The sequence below is a fragment of the Halogeometricum sp. S3BR5-2 genome, from assembly GCF_031624635.1.
GTDB lineage: Archaea > Halobacteriota > Halobacteria > Halobacteriales > Haloferacaceae > Halogeometricum > Halogeometricum luteum.
Genome location: NZ_JAMQOQ010000001.1, coordinates 88,050 through 109,379, shown reverse-complemented (window position 1 = coordinate 109,379; position 21,330 = coordinate 88,050). Strand labels below are relative to the sequence as shown.

The following is a 21,330-nucleotide window of genomic DNA, read 5'->3' as shown; positions in this document are numbered from 1 at the left end:
TCACCCGTAGTAGCGCGCCAACAACTCCTCCGTCGCCTCGCGCGTCTTCCGGTAGCGCCGGTCCCCGTCCGGCGTCCGGACCGCGTACGCGTAGTGGTCGCTGTCGGGGACGTACCAGCGGTCCCCGTGTTCGCGCATCGCCGGCGGGAGGTCGGCCCCCGAGTTCGGGTCCGAGTCCGAACCCGACCCCGCGTCGGTCTCGTCCGCACGCGATGCGTCGCTGCGTTTCTCGCTCTCGTCCGGTCCGTCGACGCCGTCTCCCAAGTCGGCCCTCCCTGTCCCCGTCGCGTCCGCCTCGGCCGACGGCGCCGCCGCGTCGGGGGTCACGTTGTCCGCGGTACCGGGGGCGTCGGCGGTGCCGGTGCCGGTGTCGGCGTCGTCGGGTGAGCCGTCGGCGTCGGCGTCCGCGTCGCTTTCCCCGTCCGCCGCTCCGCTCTCCTCGTCTCTCTCATCCCCGTCCCGACGCGGTTCGACGAGGAGTTCGCCGGGCGCGGCGGGGTGGTCCGTTCGCACCCCCCGGCCGTCCCCGTTCTCGGCGGCGGCCGCCGTCCGGTCCATCAGGATTCGCTGCATCTCGACGACGGGTTCGCCGTCCGTAGGGTGACACTGGTCGTACGTCCCGTCGGCGTTCATCGTCCAGCGCTTGCGGTTGTCGTTCGTCGCCAGTTCGAGGACGAATCGAAGCTGTTCGCGGAGTTCGCGGTCCTCGACGGGCGCGACGGCCTCCACGCGCTTGTCGAGGTTTCGGGTCATCCAGTCGGCCGAACCGACGTACCACTCCGGTTCTCCCCACTCGCCGTCGTCGGGCACCTGCGAGGGCGCCGCGCTCGCTCCGTTCTCGAAGTAGAATATCCTGGAGTGTTCGAGGAAGCGCCCCACGACGCTGTGGACGGTGACGTTCTCGGTCACGCCGTCGAGGCCGGGTCGGAGCCGGCAGATGTCGCGCACCACGAGGTCGATGTCGACGCCCGCCATCGACGCGCGGTACAGTTCCTCGACCATCTGCGGGTCCTCCAGTCCGTTCACTTTGACGACGATGCGCGCGTCCCGGCCGTTCCGCGCGTGCCACGCCTCGCGCCGGATACACTCGGTCAACTCCTCGCGCATCGTCACCGGCGCGATGAGCAGTTTGCGGAACTCCTCGTCCAGCGAGGGGCCGGTGAAGAAGTTGAACACCTTCACGAGGTCCTGTCCCACGTCGCGGTCGGCGGTGAGCAATCCGAGGTCGACGTACCCCTTCGCCGTCTCCGAGTGGTAGTTTCCGGTAGCGACGTGCGAGTACAACTGCACGCCGTCGTCTTCCTCGCGGACGACCAGCGCCGTCTTCGTGTGCGTCTTCAGCCCGATGGTGCCGTAGGCGACGTGGATGCCCTCCTCTTCGAGGCGGCGCACCCACTCGACGTTGTTCCGCTCGTCGAACCGCGCCTTCAGTTCGACCATCACCGCCACCTGCTTGCCGTTCTCGGCGGCGTCGATGAGGCTCTGGATGACCTGCGAATCCGACGCCGTCCGGTAGATGGCCGCCTTGATGGCGAGCACGTCGGGGTCGTTCGCCGCCTCGTCGAGGAACCGCTGGACGGTGTCGTCGAAGGAGTGGTAGGGGTGGTGGAGCAGCACGTCGTCGCGGCGAATCTCGGAGAACACGTCGGCGGCGCGGTCCGCGCCGACCGCCGGCGTCGCGTCGCGTTCGAGGCGGGGGTGCGGCCGCGGCGTCCACGAGTCGAGTTTCAGGTCCGGCCGGTCGAGGTCGGTCAGCGACAGCAGTTCCCGGTAGTCGAGCAGACCGGGCAGGCGGAACACCTCCTCGTCCGACAGAGCTAGCTGTTCGGCGAGGAGGTCCACCACCGCCTCCGGCGCGTCCTCTTCGACCTCCAGGCGGACGACGGTGGCGAAGCGTCGCTGTTCGATGACCTCCTCGATCATGTCGATGAGATCCTCGGCCACCTCCTCGTTGCGCCGCACCTCGGCGTTGCGCGTGAGGCGGAACAGCGTCGTGTCCACTATCTCGACGTTCGGGAACAGCAGGTCGAGGTTCGAGCGGACGACGTCCTCGAGGAGGACGTACTCGACCCCCTCGCTCCCGTCTCTCCCCTCGCCGTTCCCCCGCACCTCGACCAGTCGCGGGCGGTTCTGCGGAATCTTCACCCGGGTGAACGTCGGGTCGGCCCTCGCCTCGCGGCGGGTCATCACGGCCAGGGAGAGGCTGAGGTTCGAGATGAACGGGAACGGATGCGCGGGGTCGAACGCCAGCGGCGTCAGCGTCGGCAGCACCGACTCCCGGAAGTACTCGCGCATCCGCCCTCGCTGGTCGGCGGTCAGGTCGCCGTAGTCGCGGACGCGGATGCCCTCCGCGGCGAGGGCGCCGCGGACCGCTTCGAGGTAACACGACGCCTGCGCCCGGAACATCGGGCGGGCCTTCTCCAGCACCGCGGTCAACTGCTCTCTCGGCGTCCGGCCGTCGACGGTGCGTTCGGTCACGTCGGCGTCTATCTGCTGTTTGAGACCGCCGACCCGCTTCATGAAGAACTCGTCCATGTTCTTCGTGAAGAGGGAGAGAAACCGGACGCGTTCGAGGAGCGGTTGCCGGTCGTCGACGGCCTCGTGGAGGACGCGCCGCTGGAACTCCAGTTCGCTCAACTCGCGGTTGAGGTAGTACGTCGGGTCCGTCAGGTCGACGTCTCGGTCGGCCGGTTCGTACGGGGCGTAACCGTCAGTTTCGTCCATTGTGGTATGGTCGGGGTGAAGGGGAGCGATGGGCGGGAGTCGGGGTACGTAGCGGAGAGTATCCCGAATCCGCACTAATCGGTTTATATTGGGTCCCCGTCCGTCTCGTGTGGGAAGTAGTAGCATACATATGGTATATAACTCCCGCGGACGCACCGGGACGCTGATACCGGTCGGGGGTCAACTCCGCGTCGTGATGCGAGCGGACGCCGTCCTCGTCGGGTTCGGCGAGTTCGGGGCCAAGAGCAGCGAGGTCAGAGCGAAGATGGCCGACCGGTTGGCCGCGAGCGTGCGCGCCCTCCTCCGCGAACGCGGGTTCGAGGCGGAGGTGCAGCGTCGGTGGTCCCGTATCGTCGTCCGCCCGTCGGACGCCGAGGAGGCGCGGGCCGTCGCGGCGGCGGTGGCGACGCTTCCCGGCGTCTCCTTCGCCCGCCCGGTGCTCGCCGTCGACGCGACGCGCGAAGCGGTGTACGGCGCCCTCGAAGCCCTCGCCGCCGGCCACCCCGAGGGGGCGACGTTCGCCGTCGACGCGAAACGGGTCGGCCCCGCCGAGGAGCACGGGTTCTCCGGCCGGGACCTGAACGTCGGGGGCGGGCGACTCGTGGAGGACCTGACGGATGCGACGGTTGAATTGGACGACCCCGACCGGACGTACCGCATCGAGGTCCGGGGCGGGGAGGCGTACGTCTCCGTCGTCCGGTTCGACGGCCCCGGCGGCCTCCCCCTCGGGACGCAGGGCCGCGTCGCCGTCCTCGTCAGCGGCGGCATCGACTCCCCCGTCGCCGCGTGGCGACTGATGCGCCGCGGATGCGTTCCGATTCCGGTGTACGTCGACATCGGCGACTACGGTGGCGCCGACCACCGCGCCCGGGCGTTCGAGGTGGTTCGGACGCTCGCGGCGCGCGCCCCCGACGAGGACCTGCGCCCGCGCGTCGTCGACGGCGCGGCCGTGGTCGACCGTCTCGTCGCGGCCGTCGACGACACGCGCATGCTGTCGCTCCGCCGCGCGATGCTCGTCATGGCAGAGGCGGTGGCCCGGCGCGACGGCGCCCACTCGATAGCGACCGGGGAGTCCATCGGGCAGAAGTCGAGTCAGACCGGTCCGAACCTCGCCGTCACGGACGCGGCGGCGGCGCTCCCCGTCCACCGACCGGTGTCGACGGCCGACAAGTCCGACATCGTCGAGGAGGCGCGCCGCCTCGGCACCTACGACGACTCGACGCTGCCCGTCGGGTGCGAACGGGTCGCCCCCTCACATCCCGAGACGAACGCCTCCCTGGCGGACGTCGTCGCCGCCGAACCCGACGGACTGCTCGACGCGGCGCGACGCGCGGGGCGGGAGGCGTCGGTGGAACCGCTGGACCGGGACGTGTGATTGGCTACCACTGGACAGATTACATATCCGGAGTAACCTCACTATTTTCCACACGAACGGACGCGTACCGAATGAAAAACCGGGTGTAAATGCCTTTACATAGTACGAACTCGTACGTTCGACCATGTCTGAGACTCGCAGCCCCTCCACTCCGGCGGCCGGCGCGGGATGGACCGTCCTGCAAGTCGTCCCGCGCAGTCGCTGGCGGACCGGCACCGACACCTGTCCCACCTGCGGCGCGACGGTCGAACTGGACGGACCGCACTACCAAGCCGAACTCGACCGCGAGCGCTCGCCGAACCGAACGGAGAAGTTGACCCGGGAGCGTCGTCTCCTCGCCTTCTGCGACGAGGCGTGCGCCGCCGACTGGGTCGAAGCGTACGAACACGACGCGTAGTTCTCTTCTCCGCGCGAACGCTCAGAACGGCGAGTCCCCGCCGGACCGGCGGCCCGCATCGGAACGGATAAACCCCGCCCGCGTCAGGTCTCAGACCGTGACGCGGGTCTGTTTCGTAGGGTCGCCCGACGCGAACGTGCAGTACGAACTCCTGTCGAGAGACACCGCCCGGGCCGCCCTCTCGACGTACGAAATCCGCACCCCGTTCGAGAACTCCCTGGCCGTCGACACGGTGAGCGTCGGCGCCGCCGTCTCGCTGTGTAACGACCTGAACTGGTATCTCGTCCGCTTCGTCGACCACGTCCTGGTGCGGGAGCCGAGTATCTCCTCGGAGGAGTGGCTCTCGCGCCGCCTCGCGGAGGCGGTGCGCGACGGCGAGATGCGTCCCGAGGAGACGGGCGAGCGACTCGCCGTCTACGGCCTCGCGGACGGCCGCCTCGTCGAACCGATGTTCGTCTCGCGCCGTCCGGACGGGTCGATTCCGTCCTACGACTTGCGCGAGGTGGAGGAGACGGTGGTCGTCCGCGTCCACGAGTCGGAGTTCGGCGCGTGAGTCGCCGCCTCAGTCGAACATTCCAGTCGACATGTAGCGCTCGCCGCTGTCCCAAAACACCGTGACGACGAGGGGGCAGTCGTCGGCTTCGGCGCCCCCGCCGGCGCCCGCCGGGCCGCCGTCGGCGCGCACGTCGCCGGAGCGAGACTCCTCCGAGCGCACGTCGTCCGCCGCGTCCTCGATGACGTACCGTTCCGGCGGTTCGGGGCAGTTCGCCTCGGGCGTGGCGAGTTCCTCGGCGACGCGACGAGCGGCGAGGTTCGAGGCGCCCGACGACTGGCCGACCAGAATCCCCTCCTCGCGGGCGAGGCGGCGGCACTCCGCCTCGGCGTCTCCGAGGGCGACGACTTCGATGTCGTCCAAGAGGTCCCTGTCGAGGTTGGGGCTGACGAACCCCGGTCCCATCCCCTGATAGTCGTCGCGGCCGGGTTCGCCCGTCGAGAGCACGGCGTTCCCGGCGGGTTCGACGGCGACGACGGTCATCTCGGGGAACTCCTCGCGGAGGCGGCGGCCGATGCCCGAGAGCGTGCCGCCGGTACCGACGCCCGCGACGAGGGCGTCTATCTCCCTGTCGCCGACCTGTTCGAGAATCTCCTCGGCCGTCGTCCGGTAGTGCGCGCGGGGGTTCGCCTCGTTCTCGAACTGGCGCAGTTGCGTCATCCCCTCGGCCTCCAACTCGTCGGCGCGCTCCTTCGCCGCGGAGATGTCGCCCTCGACGAGTTCGATGTCCGCGCCGTAGGCGCGCATGACGTCGCGGCGCTCCTTCGAGGCGGAATCGGACATCACGATGGTCATGTCGTAGCCCTTCGCCGCCGACACCATCGCGAGGCCGATGCCCGTGTTGCCGCTGGTCGGTTCGACCAGGCTGTCGCCCGGCGAGATGTCGCCCTCACGCTCGGCCGCCTCTATCATCGCCAGCGCCGGGCGGTCCTTCGCCGACCCGCCCGGGTTCTTCGACTCCACCTTCGCCGCCACCGTCGCCCCCTCGGGCGACGACACCTCGACCAGCGGGGAGCCGATGGTCTCGAGGATGTTCGCGTCCATTGGGACTCAGTAGTAGACTCCGACCGAAAACGATGGCGGACGGGGGCAAGAGACGCCGATATCGCCGAGGTGTCGCCGGTCACCCGGCGTCGGTTCCGGCGGCCCGGAGCCGCTTGCGATGCTCCGACCGAACCGTCTCGTAGCCCGCGAGTCCGACGAACAGCGCCGTGACGGCCGCGAGCGCGGCGACGGACGGGACGCGGACGGCGAGCGGAATCAGCGCCAGCACCGCGGCGGCGACGACCAGTCGCGGGACGCTGACCGTCCGGTGGTCGCGGTACCGGAACGCGTTGTGTCCGAAGAGGTAGAGCGCGCACCCGCCGCAGAGCGCGACGGCGGGGAGCAGGCCGAGCGGTTCGTCGAAGTGAGCGAGCGTCCGTTCGATGCCGAGGGCGACGTAGATGACCCCGCCGACCATGAGAAGGTGGATGTAACTGTACGAGTCGCGCGCCAGCGCCGCCCGGGCGTCCCCGCGTTCGCGCGCCAGTCGGCGTTCCGCGGCGAGCACGACGTAGTCGAAGTAGAGCCACCAGAGCGCGACGACGAGGACGATGCCGAGCAGCGCCGCGACGACGACGCCCGCCCTCAACGGCAGGCCGTCGGCGCCGATTCCGATGGCGACGAGCGACTCGCCGAGGGCGATGATGACGACGAGCCGGTGTCGTTCGACGAAGTGCGAGACGGTGACGCGGAAACCCTCGACACCGCGCACGAAGACGACGCCGTAGTCCAACGCGAGCGCCGACAGCCACAGGCCCGCCTGCACCGCTCCGTCGGAGAACGCCGCGGCGACCAAGATGAGTGGACCGCCGAGAAACCCCGGCGCGACCCGTCGGACCGCCGAGCGACTCTCGGAAGCGGCGACGACGGCGTACAGCACGAGGTGCAACGTCCGGACGACGAGGTAGCCGGCGGCGAAGAGGAGTGCGTCGTCGCCGAACGCGTCGGGGACCGCCAGCGCGACGAGGAGCATCGCCGCCATCGCGGTCAGAACCACCAGCCGAACCGGAAGCACTGCCTCGGCGTCCACGGCACCCGTCAGCCACGAGTAGCCGACCCACGCCCACCACAGGGCGGCCAACAGCGCCGCGCCGCTGGCGAATCCGGTCCACGTGAGGTCGTGCGCGAGCAGACTCGAAACCTGCGTGAACGCGAAGACGAACACCAAGTCGAAGAACAGTTCCAGCGGCGTCACCGACCGCTCTGGGTCGTCCTCCGTCCCGCCGTCGGTCCGCGGCGTCGTTCTCGACACGAATGGGATATGGTAGCAAGGAATCGACAAAAGCACTTCGGGGAGCCCACGCGACCGATGAGACGGGCGCGCGGCGAGCCTCACCGCCACCGCGCGGTTTACGTCCCCGCGTTCGCTATCCTCCCCCATGGCCGACGCCGAATCCGGAACGCTGGAGACGATGCGACCGAACCCCGCGTGGGACGCCGACTCCTACGCCGACGCCGTCGAGACCCTCTCGGAGGACGGACTCGTCTTCCGAATCTGGGGCGGCGACTGGTGCAGCGACTGCCGAAACCAACTACCCGACTTCGGGGCCGCCCTCGACGCCGCCGAGGTCCCGGACGAGAACATCCACCACTACCCGGTGGAGAAAGAGGACGACGGCAGCAAGACCGGACCGCTCGTCGAGGAGTACGACATCGAACTGATTCCGACGGTCGTCGTCGAACGCGACACCGGGTCGTCGGAGACGCCCCGAGCAGACGGCGAAGCCGTCAACGGCGAGGAAGTGGCGCGGTTCGTCGAGGAGGAACCCGTCTCCATCGCCGTCTACCTCGCGGACGAACTGCGGCGGTAAGCTGACGGTCGCCGCGTCCGACTCCCCGGCGACATGCCCTCCACCGACTTTCACGGGACGCACACCCTCCTGAGCGGCGACTACGTCGACGCCCTGTTCGGTCTGTTCGACGCCCTGTCCCCGTACGCGGGCCGCGGACTCGTCAGACTGGACGAAGAATGGCTGGACGAAACGCCGGACATCGAAGACTGCGCGCGGGCGTGGGACGCGATTCGCGGGGAGTTCGATAGACTCCCGAACCGAGACGAACACGGCTGGACGGCGTGGGGCGTCGAACTCGACGGACCGGGCCGCGACGCGATGCGCCGCCTCGTCGAACTGACGAACGACGTCGTCGGTTCGCACTTCGTCGCCGAGATTCGTCTCGTCCGCGACGGTCGGACGGTGCTGTCGGCGATGCCGCACCACACGGACCTCGCCGTCGACGCGGGCGTACTTCCGGAAGACGCGTTCGCGGCGGCGGAAGCCTCGCTCGCGGGTCTCGACGCCTGCCTCGTCGCGGGCGAACCCCACACCGAGTGGGAGGCCGAAAACCGGCGGTGGAGCGTCGGCCCCGCCGTCTGCGAGGAGACGCTGGACGAACGCCGGAGCAGTTGCTACGGTATCTCGAACCTCAGGGGACTCCGCGTCACCGCCGACGGAACGGCGCTCGAACTGTCGTGGAGCCTCGGCGAACCCGTCTCCGAAGACCCGATAGGAAAGGCGCTGTCGTGGACGCTGGAGAAACTGCACCGACCGCCGAGAGCGCTCCCCTGCGCGGACGTCGAACGGGCGGAGTCGGTCGCCGACTTCCTCGCCGAAACGCTCCGAGGCTACGACGGCCGCGGGATTCGGAGCTGACTCACTCGCCGTCGAGGTCGAGTCCCGACTCGTCGAGGTCCACGTCCGAGGGCTCCACGTCGAGGCCGCCGTCGCCGCCGAACCACGACAGCGCCTCGTCGACCGAGTGCGCGGGCGGCGAGCAGGCCCGCCCCTCGCAGGCGTAGACTGTCGGGTCGCCGTCGCGCATCTCCCTGCCCTTCCAGACGGGCGGCGCCTCCGAGAGACCGAGCGTATCGAGCCACGGCGCCAGTTCCTCCTCCGTCGGCGGTCGGACGGAGAGGACCGACCCGGGGACGTACCGCGCCGCCAGCGTCTCGCGGAACGACTCGGGCAGGGCGTCGGCGGCGACGACTATCTCGGACCCGCCGCGGGCGCGCTTCTCGCTGGCGAGAGCGAGGGAGACGTGTTCGAGCGGCCGACCCCGAATCCGGTCGGCGTGCGTGTCGAGCACCGACCCCGCGACGGCGGCGAAGTCGGCGTCGGGGGCGAACGAGTCGAGGTCGAGGAGCAGGGAGGCGGCGACGCCGACGCTGGAGGGCGTCGACTGGTCCTGTAGCTCCTGCGGGCGGGTGACCAGCGCCTCGCCGTCGGCCGGCGTGAAGTACAGCGTTCCCGCCGACTCCTCGTAGAACAGGTCGACCAGCGTCCGCGAGAGGTCGACGGCGAACGCGAGGTGGTCGACGTCGCCGGTGGCCTGGTACAGGTCGAACGCGCCACGCGCGAGGAACGCGTAGTCCTCGAGGTAACCGTCCCCCTTCACGTCGCCGTCCTTGAACCGGCGGGAGAGCCGCTCTCTATCCGAGTCCCACAGGTGCTCGCGGACGAACCCGAGCGCGTCGGCCGCGCGTTCGGCGTACTCCTCGCCGAGGACCAAGGACCCCTGCGCGAGGCTCGAAATCATCAGGCCGTTCCAGCCGGCGAGCACCTTCTCGTCGCGCGGCGGGCGGGTCCGCGACTCCCGCGCCTCGAACAGCGTCTCGCGCGCCGAATCGAGGTGGTCGACCGCTTCGTCGGTCGTCAGGCCGTGTTCCTCGGCCACCTCGTCTATCGGCGTCGAGACGGTGAGGACGGTGGTGCCGTTCTCGAAATTACCCCCAGAACTGACGCCGTAGTAGTCGCAGAACACGTCGGCGCGCGTCTCGTCGTCCAGCGCTTCGCGCACCTGTTCGGGCGTCCAGACGTAGAACGTCCCCTCCTCGCCGCCGCTCTGGGCGTCGAGCGTGCTGTAGAAGCCGCCGTCCGGGTGGCGGAGTTCGCGCGCGACGAAGTCGAACGTCTCGCGGGCGACGTCGGCGTAGTCCTCCCGGCCCGTGAGACGGTGGGCCGCGAGGTAGACGCGCGGAATCTCGGCGTTGTCGTACAGCATCTTCTCGAAGTGCGGGACGGTCCACTGTCGGTCGGTTGCGTAGCGGTGGAAGCCGCCGCCGACGTGGTCGTACATCCCGCCGCCGGCCATGGCGTCCAGCGCCTCCATCGCCACGTCGAGCGGTTCCTCCTCGTCGGAGTGGACGTACGAACGGAGCAGCGCCTCGATTCGACCGGGTTGGGGGAACTTCGGCCCGCCGGAACCGAACCCGCCGTACTCGCGGTCCGCGCCGCGCAGGGCGGCCTTCGCCACCTCGCCGAGCACCTCCGTCCCGGGCGCCTCGCCCGCCTCGTCGGGCGTCTCCTCCAACTGGTCCTTCAGGGCGTCCGTCCACTGCTGCGCGCGGTTCTCTATCTCTTCTCTATCCGTCTCCCACGCGTCCGCGAACGACCGACAGAGGTCGAGAAATCCGGGGACGTTCCCCCTGTCGCGCCGTTCCTCCTTCGGGAAGTACGTCCCGACGTAGAACGGCTTTCCTTCAGGAGTGAGCCACACCGACAGCGGCCACCCGCCGCCGCCGGAGACGAGTTGGCAGATGGTCTGGTAGATTCTGTCCAGGTCGGGCCGCTCCTCCCTGTCGACCTTGACGGGGACGAACGACTCGTTCAGCACCCGCGCCACCTCCTCGTCCTCGAAGCTCTCGTCGGCCATGACGTGACACCAGTGACACGCCGAGTAGCCCACCGAGAGGAAGATGGGTTTGTCCTCCTCGCGGGCGGTTTCGAGGGCCGCCTCGTCCCACGGCTGCCAGTTGACCGGGTTGTCGGCGTGCTGTCGGAGGTACGGGCTCTGTTCGTCGCCGAGCCGATTTCGCCCCGTCGCGTCGCTCATATCGAATAGACGACGCCGCGGAGACTAAAGGGCCGTGGAGACGGCGAGTCCCGACGGCGACGACGCAGGACGAGATAGTGGCGACACGGCCGCGCGCGAGCCTCAGGGCGTCAGCGCCAGCAGGTTCGACTCGCCGTCGCCGAGGTACACCCGCTCCTCGCGTCCGAGGGCGTCGAAGACCGTGTCGACGCCGAGTGACTTCGTCGCCTCGCCGTCCCCGGTCACCGAGTAGACGGTGTAGAACGGGTCGTCCGCGTCGTCGCCGGTGATGGCTGTGGCGGCCAGCGAATCCTCCGTCGCCGCCTCGGGCCACGCGTTTCTCGACGGCGGGTCGAACGTCCAGCGCTTCCCTCCGTTCGAACCGCCCGCACCGTACGCCGTCGCGGCGTCCGCGGCCACGCCCGACCGCGCGTACAGCGTGTCGCCGTCGGGGTCGAGGAGGAGCCACTTCCCGTAGTCGTCGTCGCGCCAGCGGACGGTCCCGTCCGGGTCGACGGCGAGGACTGCGTCGCCGCCGGCGTACAGGCGGCGTTCCCCCGCGAGGAGTTCGCCGACGGGGGCGTCGACCCGCCAGTCCACGTCGCCGTTCGGGGCGACGCCCGAGAGCGTCGCGCCCCCGTCCTCCCCGGCGAGCAGGTACGGTCGGTCGTCGATGGTTTCGACGCGCGCGGCCGGAGCGCCGCCGCCGAGCGTGAACCGCGTCTCGCCGTCGCGGCCGAGGGCGACGAGGCGGCCGGAAGCGACGACGAAGGTGCTCCGGTCTCCGACGGCGACGTCCGAGACGGCCTCGAACTCGCGCGTCCACCGAACGCTCCCGTCGTCCGCGCCGAGGCCGTAGACGACGGTCGTCAGCGGGTCCTCCGGCGTCTGGTGGCTGGTCGGCGTCACGCCCGGCGGCGGGAAGAACTCCGTCCCGGCGGCGACGACGAGGCCCTCCGAGCGGCCGGCGACGCCGAGTTCCCGCCCGCGTTCGAGCGACCAGCGGCGCTCGCCGGTCGACCGGTCGAGGGCGTGGAGCGCCGTCCACTCCCGTTCGTCCGTCCGGCCGGCGACGGCGTACAGCGCATCGTCGGAGAGCGTCGCGCCCCATCTGCCACGAGCGACGCCCCGCGCGGCGGCGTGCGACCCGGCGACCGCTTCGCCCCGTATCTCGGTCCGCCAGCGAACCGAGCGCTCGGCGGGGTCGACGGCGACGACGGCGGAGGACGGAGCGTCGCCGCCGTCGTCGCTCAGCGTGACGAACAGCGGACCGGCGCCGTCGGCATCGACTCCGAGCACGTTCGGCCCGTCGAACGACAGCGTCCAGTCGGGGTCCCACTCGGGGAGTTCGAGGGGAGACGCGGACTCGTCTCCGTTCCCTCCCGTCGTCGTCCCGTCGGTCGAGTCGGACGCGTCGGTGACCGGGACGGTGTCGTCGCCGCCGTGGGAACTGCCGATGCATCCGGCGGCCGCCGTCGCCGTCACCGCGCCGGTGCCGAGTCGGAGGAAGCGTCTACGAGAGACCATACGCCCACTGGTGAAGAGGACGGAAAGGGTCTTCTGGTGGGTCAAACGTCGGTTTGACAGACGTGCGGGCGTCGCGCCGAGAGGGTTCGGGTGTGCACGACCGCGCACAGATTCGCCCCCGAGAAGAGCAACCTTTACACCCTCGTGCCGAGGTCAGGCGAGTATGACGGAGACTGCGCTCCTCGTCGGCGGCGGCGGCCGCGAACACGCCATCGCGCGCGCGCTGACGTCGGATTCGGACTGCGAACTGTACGCCTGCGCGAGCAACCGCAACCCCGGCATCGCGTCGCTCTCGGCCGGGTTCCGGCAGGTGTCGGAGACGGACGCCGAGGCCATCGTCGACTACGCCGGGGACGTCGGCGCCGACGTCGCCGTCGTCGGCCCCGAGTCGGCCCTCGAAGCGGGCGTCGCCAACGCGTTGGACGACGCGGGCGTCTACACGTTCGGTCCGACGTCCGACGACGCGCGCATCGAGACGGACAAGGCCTTTCAGCGGGAGTTCATGGCCGACCACGACGTTCCGGGCTGTCCGGACTTCGCCGTCTTCGAGGATACCGACGAGGCGTGCGCTTACATCGACGACTACGACGGCGACCTGGCGGTCAAGCCGGCCGGTTTGACGGGGGGCAAGGGCGTGAAGGTCACCGGCGACCAGGTGACCAAGGAGGAGGCCAAGGAGTACCTCCGCGACTCCGACTACGACGAGGTCGTCCTCGAAGAGCGTCTGGTGGGCGAGGAGTTCACCGTGCAGGCGTTCGTGGCGAACGGCGAGGTGCGCCCGACGCCCGCCGTGCAGGACCACAAGCGCGCCTACGAGGGCGACGAGGGGCCGAACACTGGCGGCATGGGGAGTTACAGTGACGCCGCCGCCGAACTGCCGTTCATGTCGTTCGAGGAGTACGCCGATGCCGTCGACGTGCTGGAGGCCGTCGTGGAGTCGCTCGAAGACTACAAAGGGGTCCTGTACGGCCAGTTCATGCTGACGACTGACGGAATCAAAGTCGTCGAGTTCAACGCCCGCTTCGGCGACCCGGAGGCGATGAACACCCTGCCCGTCCTCGAAACCCCGTTCCTCGACGTGGTGACCGCCGCGCGCGACGGCGACGAACTGCCGGAACTTGCGTTCTCGGGGAAGGCGACGGTGTGTAAGTACGCCGTCCCCGACGGCTACCCGACGGACCCGAACTCGGGCGCGAGAATCGAGGTGGACGAGGAGAGCGCCGGTGACGCCCTCCTCTTCTACGCCAGCGTCGACGCCCGCGAGGACGGCCTCTACACCACCACCTCGCGGTCGTTCGCCGTCGTCGGCGTCGAGGACACCATCGAAGCCGCCGAGGAGTCCGCCGAGGCGGCCCTGTCGGCCGCGGGCGACGGACTCCGCGTCCGGCACGATATCGGTACGCCGGAGTTGGTGCAGCAGCGAATCGACCACATGGCCGAGTTGCGCGGGGAGTAAGCGGGTCGGCGCCGCGTCGACTGCGGAGCCTTTTGTACGAACGCGACCAATCGACGGACGTGAGCGACGACACCGACGACGCGGCGGGACCCCGACACCGCCGGGTGACCTCGCACCCGACGCCCGGTCCCCTGAACTCCCTCCAGTACTGGACCGACGCCAAGCCCGTCTGGCGGGTGGCGCTGAACTACGTTCTGGTGTGGGTCGCCCGCGTCGCGCCGTTCCTCCGGTGGAAGAACTGGGCGCTCCGGCGCCTCGGCGTCACCGTCGGCAGCGGCGTCTCGTGGGGCCTCGAAGCCACGCCCGACGTCTTCTGGCCCGAACTCATCACACTGGGAGACGACGTTATCGTCGGCTACGACTCGGTGCTCCTCTGTCACGAGTTCCTGCAGGAGGAGTACCGCACGGGCGAAGTCGTCCTCGAAGACCGGGCGATGATAGGCGCGAAGGCCGTGATTCTCCCGGGCGTCACCGTCGGCGAGGACGCGCAGGTGGCCGCGAACTCGCTGGTGACGCGAGACGTGCCGCCGGGGACGACGGTGGCCGGCGTGCCCGCCCGCCCGATGTCGAGCGCGGAGTTCGAGGACGGGGACGGCGGAGACGAGGACGACGACGACTGACTACCCCCGAGAGGAGGCAGGACAGTGAGTTGAGAGGGGAGCGTGTTACCGATCAGACGCGCGTCAGTCGAATCTTGAACGTCGCGCCGCGCGGGTCGTTGTCCTCCACCCAGATGTCGCCGCCGTAACTGTCGAAGACGCTGTCGGCGAAGAACAGGCTGATTCCGGTGCCGTGGTGGAGTTGGTCGTACTCCTCGCGCCCGAATATCAGGTCGCGTTGGGGTTCCGGGACGCCGGGGCCGTTGTCGGAGATGGCGAGGACGACGTGGTCCTCGCGGACCTCCACGTCGACGGTGACCACCGGGTCGGCGCTGTCGTTGTGCGTGACGGCGTTCTCCAGCACCGCCTCCACCGCCGTCGACAGCAGGTCGTCCGCGCTGACGACGACTTCGGGGAACACCTCGAAGCGGAAGGCCGCGTCGGGGAACTCCCGCATCACCTCGACCATCGCGTTGTTGAGGACGATATCGAGACGGACGGGGCGGTTGGTCGCGCCGTACGAGCGCTCCAACAGGTCGCGCAGGTCGCGCGCGCGTTCGGATTTACGGACGATTTCGAGTATCAGTTTCTGGGCCTTCTGCAGGCTCTCGGCCGCCTCGTCCTTCGAGGCGGCCGACTGCGCGCGCTGGACGTGGCCGTACATCACGTTGAGTTCGTTGCGCAGGTCGTGTCTGAGCAGCCTGTTCAGCACCTCCGAGGCGTTCTCGTACTGCTGTTGTTTCGTCGTGTCGACGAAGATGGCGACGACGCCCTCGACGCTGCCGTCCACCAGGATGGGAGCCGCGGACCCGCGGCCATACACCTTGTCACCGCTGCTCGTCCGGGCGACGAACCGACCGCTCCAGGTCTCGCCGCGCGAGAGGTGGTCGACGATGTCGGCGTAGATGTCGTCGTCGCCGGATATCTCGGCCGCCGAGCGTCCGACGAGTTCGCCCGGCTGGTAGCCCAGAAACTCCAGACCGCTGTCGTTGACGTCGCGGATGACGAAGTTGGGGTCGGCGATGAGCGCGGGAGCGCCGGTACTGCGGAAGGCCTGGCGGTACACCTCGCCGCCGGGGCGGTCGTCGTCTCCGTCGGGGCTCCACTCCACACGTCCACCAGACGCTCAGAGTATTTTATCCTCGGGGTTCGACAGGTCGGTCACGCCGAGGGAGGGGTTCCCCGGAGTTCGAAGACCCGTTGGTAGTACGCGGTGACGATTTCGCGTATCGCGGCGAAATCCCGGTCGCGGTCGACCCGACTCCACCGGTCGTGTAACTTCACCCCGGAGAGGAACCGCTCCGAGAGCGCCGTCGCCTCCTCCGCCTCGCAGCCCGCGACCATCGCCTCGACTTTCAGCCGGTGGGCTTCCAGCGCCGTCCGCACCCAGTTCTCGTCGCGTTGACCGTGTTGGCGCCAGAACTCGGTCTGTCGGTCGCCGTAGGCGGCGTCGATACCGGTCTCCGCACAGACGCGGCGGAGCAGTCCCCGCACTCTCGCCCAGCGAGGGTCGTCCCCGACGTCCCCGTCGTACTCCTCGGAGAGGTCGGTGAAGAGGAACTCCGTCGCGGGCCGGTCGAACGCCGCGGCGTTCGACCGGAGCGCGAACCAGTTCTCGATTTCGTCCTGGACGAACAGGGCGCGTGCGAACGTCCTCCCGGCGCGTTCGGCGCGTTCGGGCGGGCGTCCGGGAAACTCCGCCCGGAACACCGCGGCCATCGCCTCGGCGCTCGCGTCGGCCGCCTCGACCGCACCCGCCGCGTCACCGCTCAGAAGACACTCCTCGCGGATATCCTGTTGATAGAACGCTTCGAGGAGGGTCTCGGCGACGTCGCGTGCCGCCGCGCAGGGAGCGTCGGAGCGGAGCGTCGGAGGGGAGTCCGGATTCATGTATGCTGTGCGGGATGTTCGCGTTCGGGAGATAGTCCCCCTGACAGCGCAAAACAGTTTCGGTAACTGATGTGTCAGTTAGGGCCGTTATCACCGAACTCGGACGATACCCTCGTCGAACACTTTCCGGTTCGGGACGATGTACTCCTCGTCGTCGCTCTCGACGCGCGTGACGAACAGATCGACCTCTTGGACGATGCCGCCGGTGTCGCCGACGCGCACCTCGTCCCCGATGGCGTAGGGTTGGGTGAGGAGGAGGTACGTCCCCGCCGCGCCCGACTGGAGCATATCCCGGAAGGCGATGCCGCCGAGGAACACCACGGCGAACAGGTAGGCGGCCAGGAGGACCACCAGCGCCGTCGTGGCGACGCCGAGTTGCGAGAGGGCGATGAGCGCCGCGAGGAAGAACACGGTGAACTTCGCGGCCGCGGGGATGACGCCGACCTGCGGGAGTTTGACGCCGCGCAGTCGCTCCGCGATGAGCAGTCCCACCTTGTCGCCGACGACGATGCCGACGATGACGATAACCACCGCGAAGAACAGCATCGGGAGGAACTCGACGACCTGACTCCAGAAGCGGTCGGCGTAGTTCACGTTCGCGATGGAGAGCGCCGCGAGGACGGCGACGCCGACGACGAAGTAGCGGACTAGCCACCCGAGCAGTTCGACCGTGGAGGTGTCGAAGTTGCGCGCGGTTCGCTCGAACGACGTGCCCTCGATGGAGTCGGGAACGCCGAGGCCTTCGAGGACGCGCCGCGTGAGCGTCCCGAGGAGGAGGGCGACGGCGACGCCGACGACGAGGACGACGAGGGCGAACCAGATATCGCGGGGGAGGAGACCGAAAATCCCCTCCAAGAACGGTTCGGCGGCGTCGGGCGCCTCGGTCGGCACGCCGGTCTGCGCCGCGAGGAGCGTCGCCGCGGGCGTCATCAGTAGTCCTCCGGATCTATCTCCAAGATCATCTTTCCGCCTTTGAACGCGCGGACGAGGCCGTCCGATTCGGAGAGCACGATGCTCGTCGTGTTCGTATCGCGGGTGATGGCCGCGCCGGACATGTGGCGCGCGCCGAGACCCTTCGGGATGTCGACGCCCTCGGCGGCGGGTTCGAGGTAGCGGTAGGCGCTGACTATCTTCCCCGAGTCGGAGATGATGAACGCGCCGTCGAGGCGGGAGAACTCCTTGAGCATCACGTTCACGATGGGGTCGCCGACGTGGACGTGGGACTTCTCGAAGGGGTTGTACGACAGCGGTCGGGACTTGTTCATCACCTTGCCCGCGTCGCCGACGACGAACAGGGCGCCGACGGGCTTGCCCTTCTGGCCCTTCTTGCCGAGTTCGATGGCCACCTCGAACACGTCGCGGATGACGCTGGGGTCCGCCCGCGAGTTGGCGAACAACTCGTAGATGCCCGAGCGCATCTTCTCCTCGACGCGGACGCGGATGACCGCGTCCTGGTCGCCGTCGAACACGGCGACGCTGCAGGCGACGACGTCACCCTCCTCGACGACGTCGGCTTCCATCGCCCCCTCGATACCGAAGCGGATGCGGTCGCGGACGTTGTCGAACTCCAAGGGGAGTTCGATGTACGTGTCCGCGTCGACGGCGTTCTCGGGGGCGACGACCACGACGGGCGTGTCGAGGGTCGAATCGGGGTCGGTGAACCGTTCGTAGTACGAACCGCTGGGTGAGAAAACAAACAACGCGTCCACGTCGGCTACGACGTCGTCGAGGAGGTCCGATAGCGCCACCATCAACTACACGTCTCTTGCAGCGAGAAAAAGGCTTGTGGGACGTTCTCGGAGGTGATATCGGCTGACGTGCGTCAGACAACGGGGTCGAGGGAAGCGCGAGAACGGGAGACCGGGGGCTGCCGGCGGGAGACCGACGGAGGCGTCGGTGTCGACAGCGCGGGTTCGATTCTCGGTCGACGGTGGGACCTGCAAAATGCGCGGGACCGGATTCGAACCCCGGTCGCTCTGCTCGCTTCGCTCGCGACGCTCCCTGCTTCGAATCCGGCAGTACCGACGGCTCTCCTCACTGACGTTCGGAGAAGCCATGCGCGGGACCGGATTCGAACCGGCGGAGTGCTTCCACACAGCGTCCTAAGCGCCTCGGGCCGTTACCCGGCACTTTGGGTGGCTATCCCCAATTTCCACTTCGACAGTACGTAACTAAACGGCAAGTGCTAAAAGTGCTTCTACGAGACAGCCCCAGTCGCTGTTCCCTTTCGCACCAATCCGATGAGGGCCGGGGCGTTGGGGCGGGTCCGGGTTGGCACACGAGCGGGCCTTTCGAGCGCGCATTTTGGTAAGTCGGCTCGCGTCATTGGGTCGATTTTGACTGCGTTTTTCAGAATCACGTTTAGACTCCGAGGTATACCGGCCTTCATGCTGCTTTCGTTCCTCCTGTTTTCAGAGACAGCCGACACGCGGAGAAATCAAACCTAAAGAGACCAGATGTTTAGGGCGACTTCGGCGAGTTCGGAAGTTCGTTCTTCGATGGTGTTGAGGTTCCAGTTGTCGTAGGTCTCTGCGACAGACCGAGTCATAGCGATGTCCGATGTGCTGTATTCGCTCTTTTTTGTCTCGAAGGGGTCGTTGCTTGCGCGGATGTTCTTGTCTGTTTCGAGGAGCGTAAGATTCCCGAGTCGGTCCCGGTGCTGTTCAAACGTTGCCTGAGTAGTGTTCAACGTGGTAACCCACGCACTATGGCGAGTCGCGGTGTACGCGGAGCGAGGTGCGATGTGTTCTATGTCGTAGTCTTCCAATCGGCCCACATTTCCGTTGTAGTGGACTTCCTCAATTCGTTTGAGCATGTACTTTGTCCGGTTATTGAGTTTGACCCTCTTGTTCTCAATACCAGCCTTAAATTCGGCATCGCTCGGGTACTTGCCGCGGAGGTATCCCCGCATCTCCTCTACGGGGTCGCTCTCATCGAAAACGGTCGAACAGAGTTCAGAATAGATGCGGTCTAACTGTCCACCCGTCGCGTAGTTGGCCACCTTCCAACGAACCAAGAACCGTTCAAGGACACCGAGTGCTTCCATAACCTTGTTTGGGTTGTCGAACTCCCGGAAGATACGCAGGAGTAGCGTTCGGGCCTGAACGGACTTGATGTGGTGGAGATGAGTCAGTTTCTCGTTGATGGCGTCGTTTCCTCCGTGGTCATACCGGTCAATGTCCGCGTGGACTATCTGTAGGTACAACTCCGACTGGTTAGCCGCGTCAGCCAGATAGGATTCGAGCGTGAGGTCTTCCGAGTCCCGAACATCGCTGATGATGCCTTGGAAGGTGTCATAAAGTTTGTAATCGGAAACGTCGTCGGGATGGTCCGGAGCCGGTGCCGACATAATGTAGTGGCGGAAGAATCGGCTTGGCTTGTTGAGATACGGGACCGTGTTGTCAACGGTCGTTTGCCACGATTGCTTGACCGCTTCGTAATCGACATCATCGTCTTGTGCGGCGATACTGAAGATGTGGTTCTTCATGAGGTCAACCGAGGAAAGTTCCAGCCCCCGCTCGTTCAGAGTCTCGAATAGCCGGAACGCCGACTGCTCCTCAGTACACTCGATTGAAACAAGTGTGACAGAACTCAGCAGTCGCTTTCTAAGTGTATCCGTCTCATCTACGGTCAAGCCATGAATCCGTGAGCCGAAAAATTCGAGTGCTTCATTTAGATTCTCGTTATCTACCTGCCCGAAGTTACAGTTGAGTATCGCCGAGAAGGAGTCATTGTCATAACGGCTGAGAGTGAGGTTCTGGTATTCCTGCTGGTCAAGGTCCTGTTCAAACAGGTATTCACTTCGAATTGCGTTGGCCTGCCCGCTCTCCCCTTCATCAAGGTACTTCTGGCGCATCACGGCGAGCATCGTAAGGATGGTCGCCATTCGCTGCTGTCCGTCAACGACTTCGAGTCGGTCCAGTTCGTTCAGTCCGGATGAACGTTCGATGACGACGATGGAACCGAGAAAGTGCGTTTCTCCATTGTCAAGCGCTTGGAGGTCTTCCCACAGGGCGCGCCATTGTTCCTCCCCCCACGAATACTGGCGTTGGTAGTCCGGGACGGTGTACCGATAGTTCCGGGAGAGAACGCTCTCGATGGTATCTTCGTTAGCAGAGATACCGAGACTTCCGCTCATGACCCTTTGAAAACAGGTTTCAGTAATAGGTATTTCTGTTGAATAGTCTGTTTGGTGGGTGTACCGCCTTCATGAAATACAATTATGACGCCTCGCTCACGTCCTCTCAGGGTAGCGAGAACTATCCGGGTCACGTAAATTCAGAACGGAGGAACTACGTTACCGCTCCGGAACGACGTACTCCGTCCTGATTTCTCCGTCTCGCTCGAAGTTTGCGAACTTCGCCTTTGGGTCCATCCGAAGGAGGCGGAGATAATGGTACACGTCCTGTGCTGACGCCGCCGAGTTAACCCACAGCACGACTCCGGCGACGCCCGCGACGAGACCGTTAGCGACAAGCAGGACTCCTGCCGAGACAAGCCCAATCGCAACGAACGGTGTGATGAGCATCAGCATGTTCTTCCAGACCGGAATACCCGTCGAGAGTGCGACTACGCGAGGGTTTTTTACGCGCCACATCTCGTCAAAGCCGAAGTCCGGGTTCAGATTCAGGTAACTGGCAACTCCGTAGTGTATCCCCTCGTGAACCGGCGTCACGATACCATAGAGCAGGACTGCGAGTCCCACAAAGACTATTGCGACACCTGCGACGAGAGCAGGAAGGATTGAAAGCCCTATGCCCGCGGCGAAGTCGAACCACAAATTGACGTACGCTTCAGACCCGGCCGCGATTGGCTGAAAGGTAGTGAACCCAAACAGCCCCGTCAGTATTAGCCCGAGGACGAGAACGGCGCGTTCACTTCGGTTGTACTCTTTCGGTTCTGTGTGACCGTTTGGAGGCCAATGTTCCGGCATACACAAATTAGTCGCCGATTCAA

The 21,330-nt window shown here is 67.0% G+C and carries 18 protein-coding genes and 1 tRNA gene; 7 read left to right on the top strand and 12 right to left on the bottom strand.

Annotated elements, in window-relative coordinates:
- The gene (gene ppk1 / locus NDI79_RS00510; protein WP_310926491.1) at positions 1-2,724 is read right to left on the bottom strand and encodes a polyphosphate kinase 1; all 2,724 of its coding nucleotides are present in this window, start codon (positions 2,722-2,724) and stop codon (positions 1-3) included.
- A gap of 196 nt (positions 2,725-2,920) precedes the next feature.
- Here ppk1 and NDI79_RS00505 point away from each other — a divergent pair, with 196 nt between their 5' ends.
- The 3 genes from NDI79_RS00505 (at position 2,921) to NDI79_RS00495 (ending at position 5,049) form a co-directional block, all read left to right on the top strand.
- Complete coding sequence (locus tag NDI79_RS00505; RefSeq protein ID WP_310927608.1) at positions 2,921-4,099, top strand: tRNA sulfurtransferase; 1,179 nt, start codon at positions 2,921-2,923, stop codon at positions 4,097-4,099.
- A gap of 124 nt (positions 4,100-4,223) precedes the next feature.
- Positions 4,224-4,496, top strand: a complete 273-nt coding sequence (locus NDI79_RS00500) for a hypothetical protein (protein ID WP_310926490.1) — start codon at positions 4,224-4,226, stop codon at positions 4,494-4,496.
- A gap of 97 nt (positions 4,497-4,593) precedes the next feature.
- Complete coding sequence (locus NDI79_RS00495; protein ID WP_310926489.1) at positions 4,594-5,049, top strand: DUF5804 family protein; 456 nt, start codon at positions 4,594-4,596, stop codon at positions 5,047-5,049.
- A gap of 9 nt (positions 5,050-5,058) precedes the next feature.
- On the opposite strand, the gene NDI79_RS00490 is transcribed toward NDI79_RS00495, so the two are convergent.
- Entirely contained in the window at positions 5,059-6,093 is a 1,035-nt protein-coding gene (locus NDI79_RS00490) for a PLP-dependent cysteine synthase family protein (RefSeq protein ID WP_310926488.1), read from the bottom strand.
- A gap of 79 nt (positions 6,094-6,172) precedes the next feature.
- Positions 6,173-7,345 carry a low temperature requirement protein A gene (locus NDI79_RS00485; RefSeq protein ID WP_310926487.1) on the bottom strand — a complete coding sequence of 391 codons (1,173 nt, stop codon included), beginning with the start codon at positions 7,343-7,345 and terminating at the stop codon, positions 6,173-6,175.
- A gap of 127 nt (positions 7,346-7,472) precedes the next feature.
- On the opposite strand from NDI79_RS00485, the gene NDI79_RS00480 reads away from it, so the two are divergent.
- On the top strand, positions 7,473-7,904 hold the full coding sequence (locus NDI79_RS00480) for a thioredoxin domain-containing protein (protein ID WP_310926486.1): 432 nt from the start codon (positions 7,473-7,475) through the stop codon (positions 7,902-7,904).
- A gap of 33 nt (positions 7,905-7,937) precedes the next feature.
- On the top strand, positions 7,938-8,744 hold the full coding sequence (locus tag NDI79_RS00475; protein ID WP_310926485.1) for a hypothetical protein: 807 nt from the start codon (positions 7,938-7,940) through the stop codon (positions 8,742-8,744).
- A 1-nt stretch (position 8,745) separates the two neighbouring features.
- Here NDI79_RS00475 and NDI79_RS00470 read toward each other — a convergent pair whose 3' ends face one another.
- A complete protein-coding gene (locus NDI79_RS00470) occupies positions 8,746-10,923 on the bottom strand; it encodes a thioredoxin domain-containing protein (protein WP_310926484.1) in 2,178 nt (725 codons plus the stop codon).
- Between the two features lie 102 nt (positions 10,924-11,025).
- Positions 11,026-12,429 carry a PQQ-binding-like beta-propeller repeat protein gene (locus tag NDI79_RS00465; RefSeq protein ID WP_310926483.1) on the bottom strand — a complete coding sequence of 468 codons (1,404 nt, stop codon included), beginning with the start codon at positions 12,427-12,429 and terminating at the stop codon, positions 11,026-11,028.
- Positions 12,430-12,592: 163 nt separating this feature from the next.
- Between NDI79_RS00465 and purD the strand changes: the two genes are divergently transcribed.
- Both purD and NDI79_RS00455 read left to right on the top strand, forming a co-directional pair.
- Positions 12,593-13,885: a phosphoribosylamine--glycine ligase gene (purD, locus tag NDI79_RS00460; RefSeq protein WP_310926482.1), complete on the top strand. Its 1,293-nt coding sequence runs from the start codon at positions 12,593-12,595 to the stop codon at positions 13,883-13,885.
- Between the two features lie 59 nt (positions 13,886-13,944).
- Complete coding sequence (locus NDI79_RS00455; RefSeq protein WP_310926481.1) at positions 13,945-14,505, top strand: acyltransferase; 561 nt, start codon at positions 13,945-13,947, stop codon at positions 14,503-14,505.
- 52 nt (positions 14,506-14,557) lie between these two features.
- Here NDI79_RS00455 and NDI79_RS00450 read toward each other — a convergent pair whose 3' ends face one another.
- The 7 genes from NDI79_RS00450 to NDI79_RS00420 form a co-directional block, all read right to left on the bottom strand.
- A complete protein-coding gene (locus tag NDI79_RS00450; protein ID WP_310926480.1) occupies positions 14,558-15,595 on the bottom strand; it encodes a sensor histidine kinase in 1,038 nt (345 codons plus the stop codon).
- A 50-nt stretch (positions 15,596-15,645) separates the two neighbouring features.
- The gene (locus NDI79_RS00445) at positions 15,646-16,374 is read right to left on the bottom strand and encodes a hypothetical protein (protein WP_310926479.1); all 729 of its coding nucleotides are present in this window, start codon (positions 16,372-16,374) and stop codon (positions 15,646-15,648) included.
- Positions 16,375-16,464: 90 nt separating this feature from the next.
- On the bottom strand, positions 16,465-17,304 hold the full coding sequence (locus tag NDI79_RS00440) for a mechanosensitive ion channel domain-containing protein (protein WP_310926478.1): 840 nt from the start codon (positions 17,302-17,304) through the stop codon (positions 16,465-16,467).
- Positions 17,304-18,125, bottom strand: coding sequence for a diadenylate cyclase DacZ (gene dacZ, locus NDI79_RS00435; RefSeq protein ID WP_310926477.1), 822 nt, complete (start codon positions 18,123-18,125; stop codon positions 17,304-17,306). The genes NDI79_RS00440 and dacZ overlap by 1 nt, the downstream gene beginning before the upstream one ends.
- Before the next feature lie 305 nt (positions 18,126-18,430).
- Positions 18,431-18,504, bottom strand: a tRNA-OTHER gene (locus NDI79_RS00430).
- A gap of 313 nt (positions 18,505-18,817) precedes the next feature.
- On the bottom strand, positions 18,818-20,512 hold the full coding sequence (locus NDI79_RS00425) for a DUF262 domain-containing protein (RefSeq protein ID WP_310926476.1): 1,695 nt from the start codon (positions 20,510-20,512) through the stop codon (positions 18,818-18,820).
- A 159-nt stretch (positions 20,513-20,671) separates the two neighbouring features.
- Positions 20,672-21,307, bottom strand: a complete 636-nt coding sequence (locus NDI79_RS00420) for a DUF3267 domain-containing protein (protein ID WP_310926475.1) — start codon at positions 21,305-21,307, stop codon at positions 20,672-20,674.
- Between the last annotated feature and the right edge of the window lie 23 nt (positions 21,308-21,330).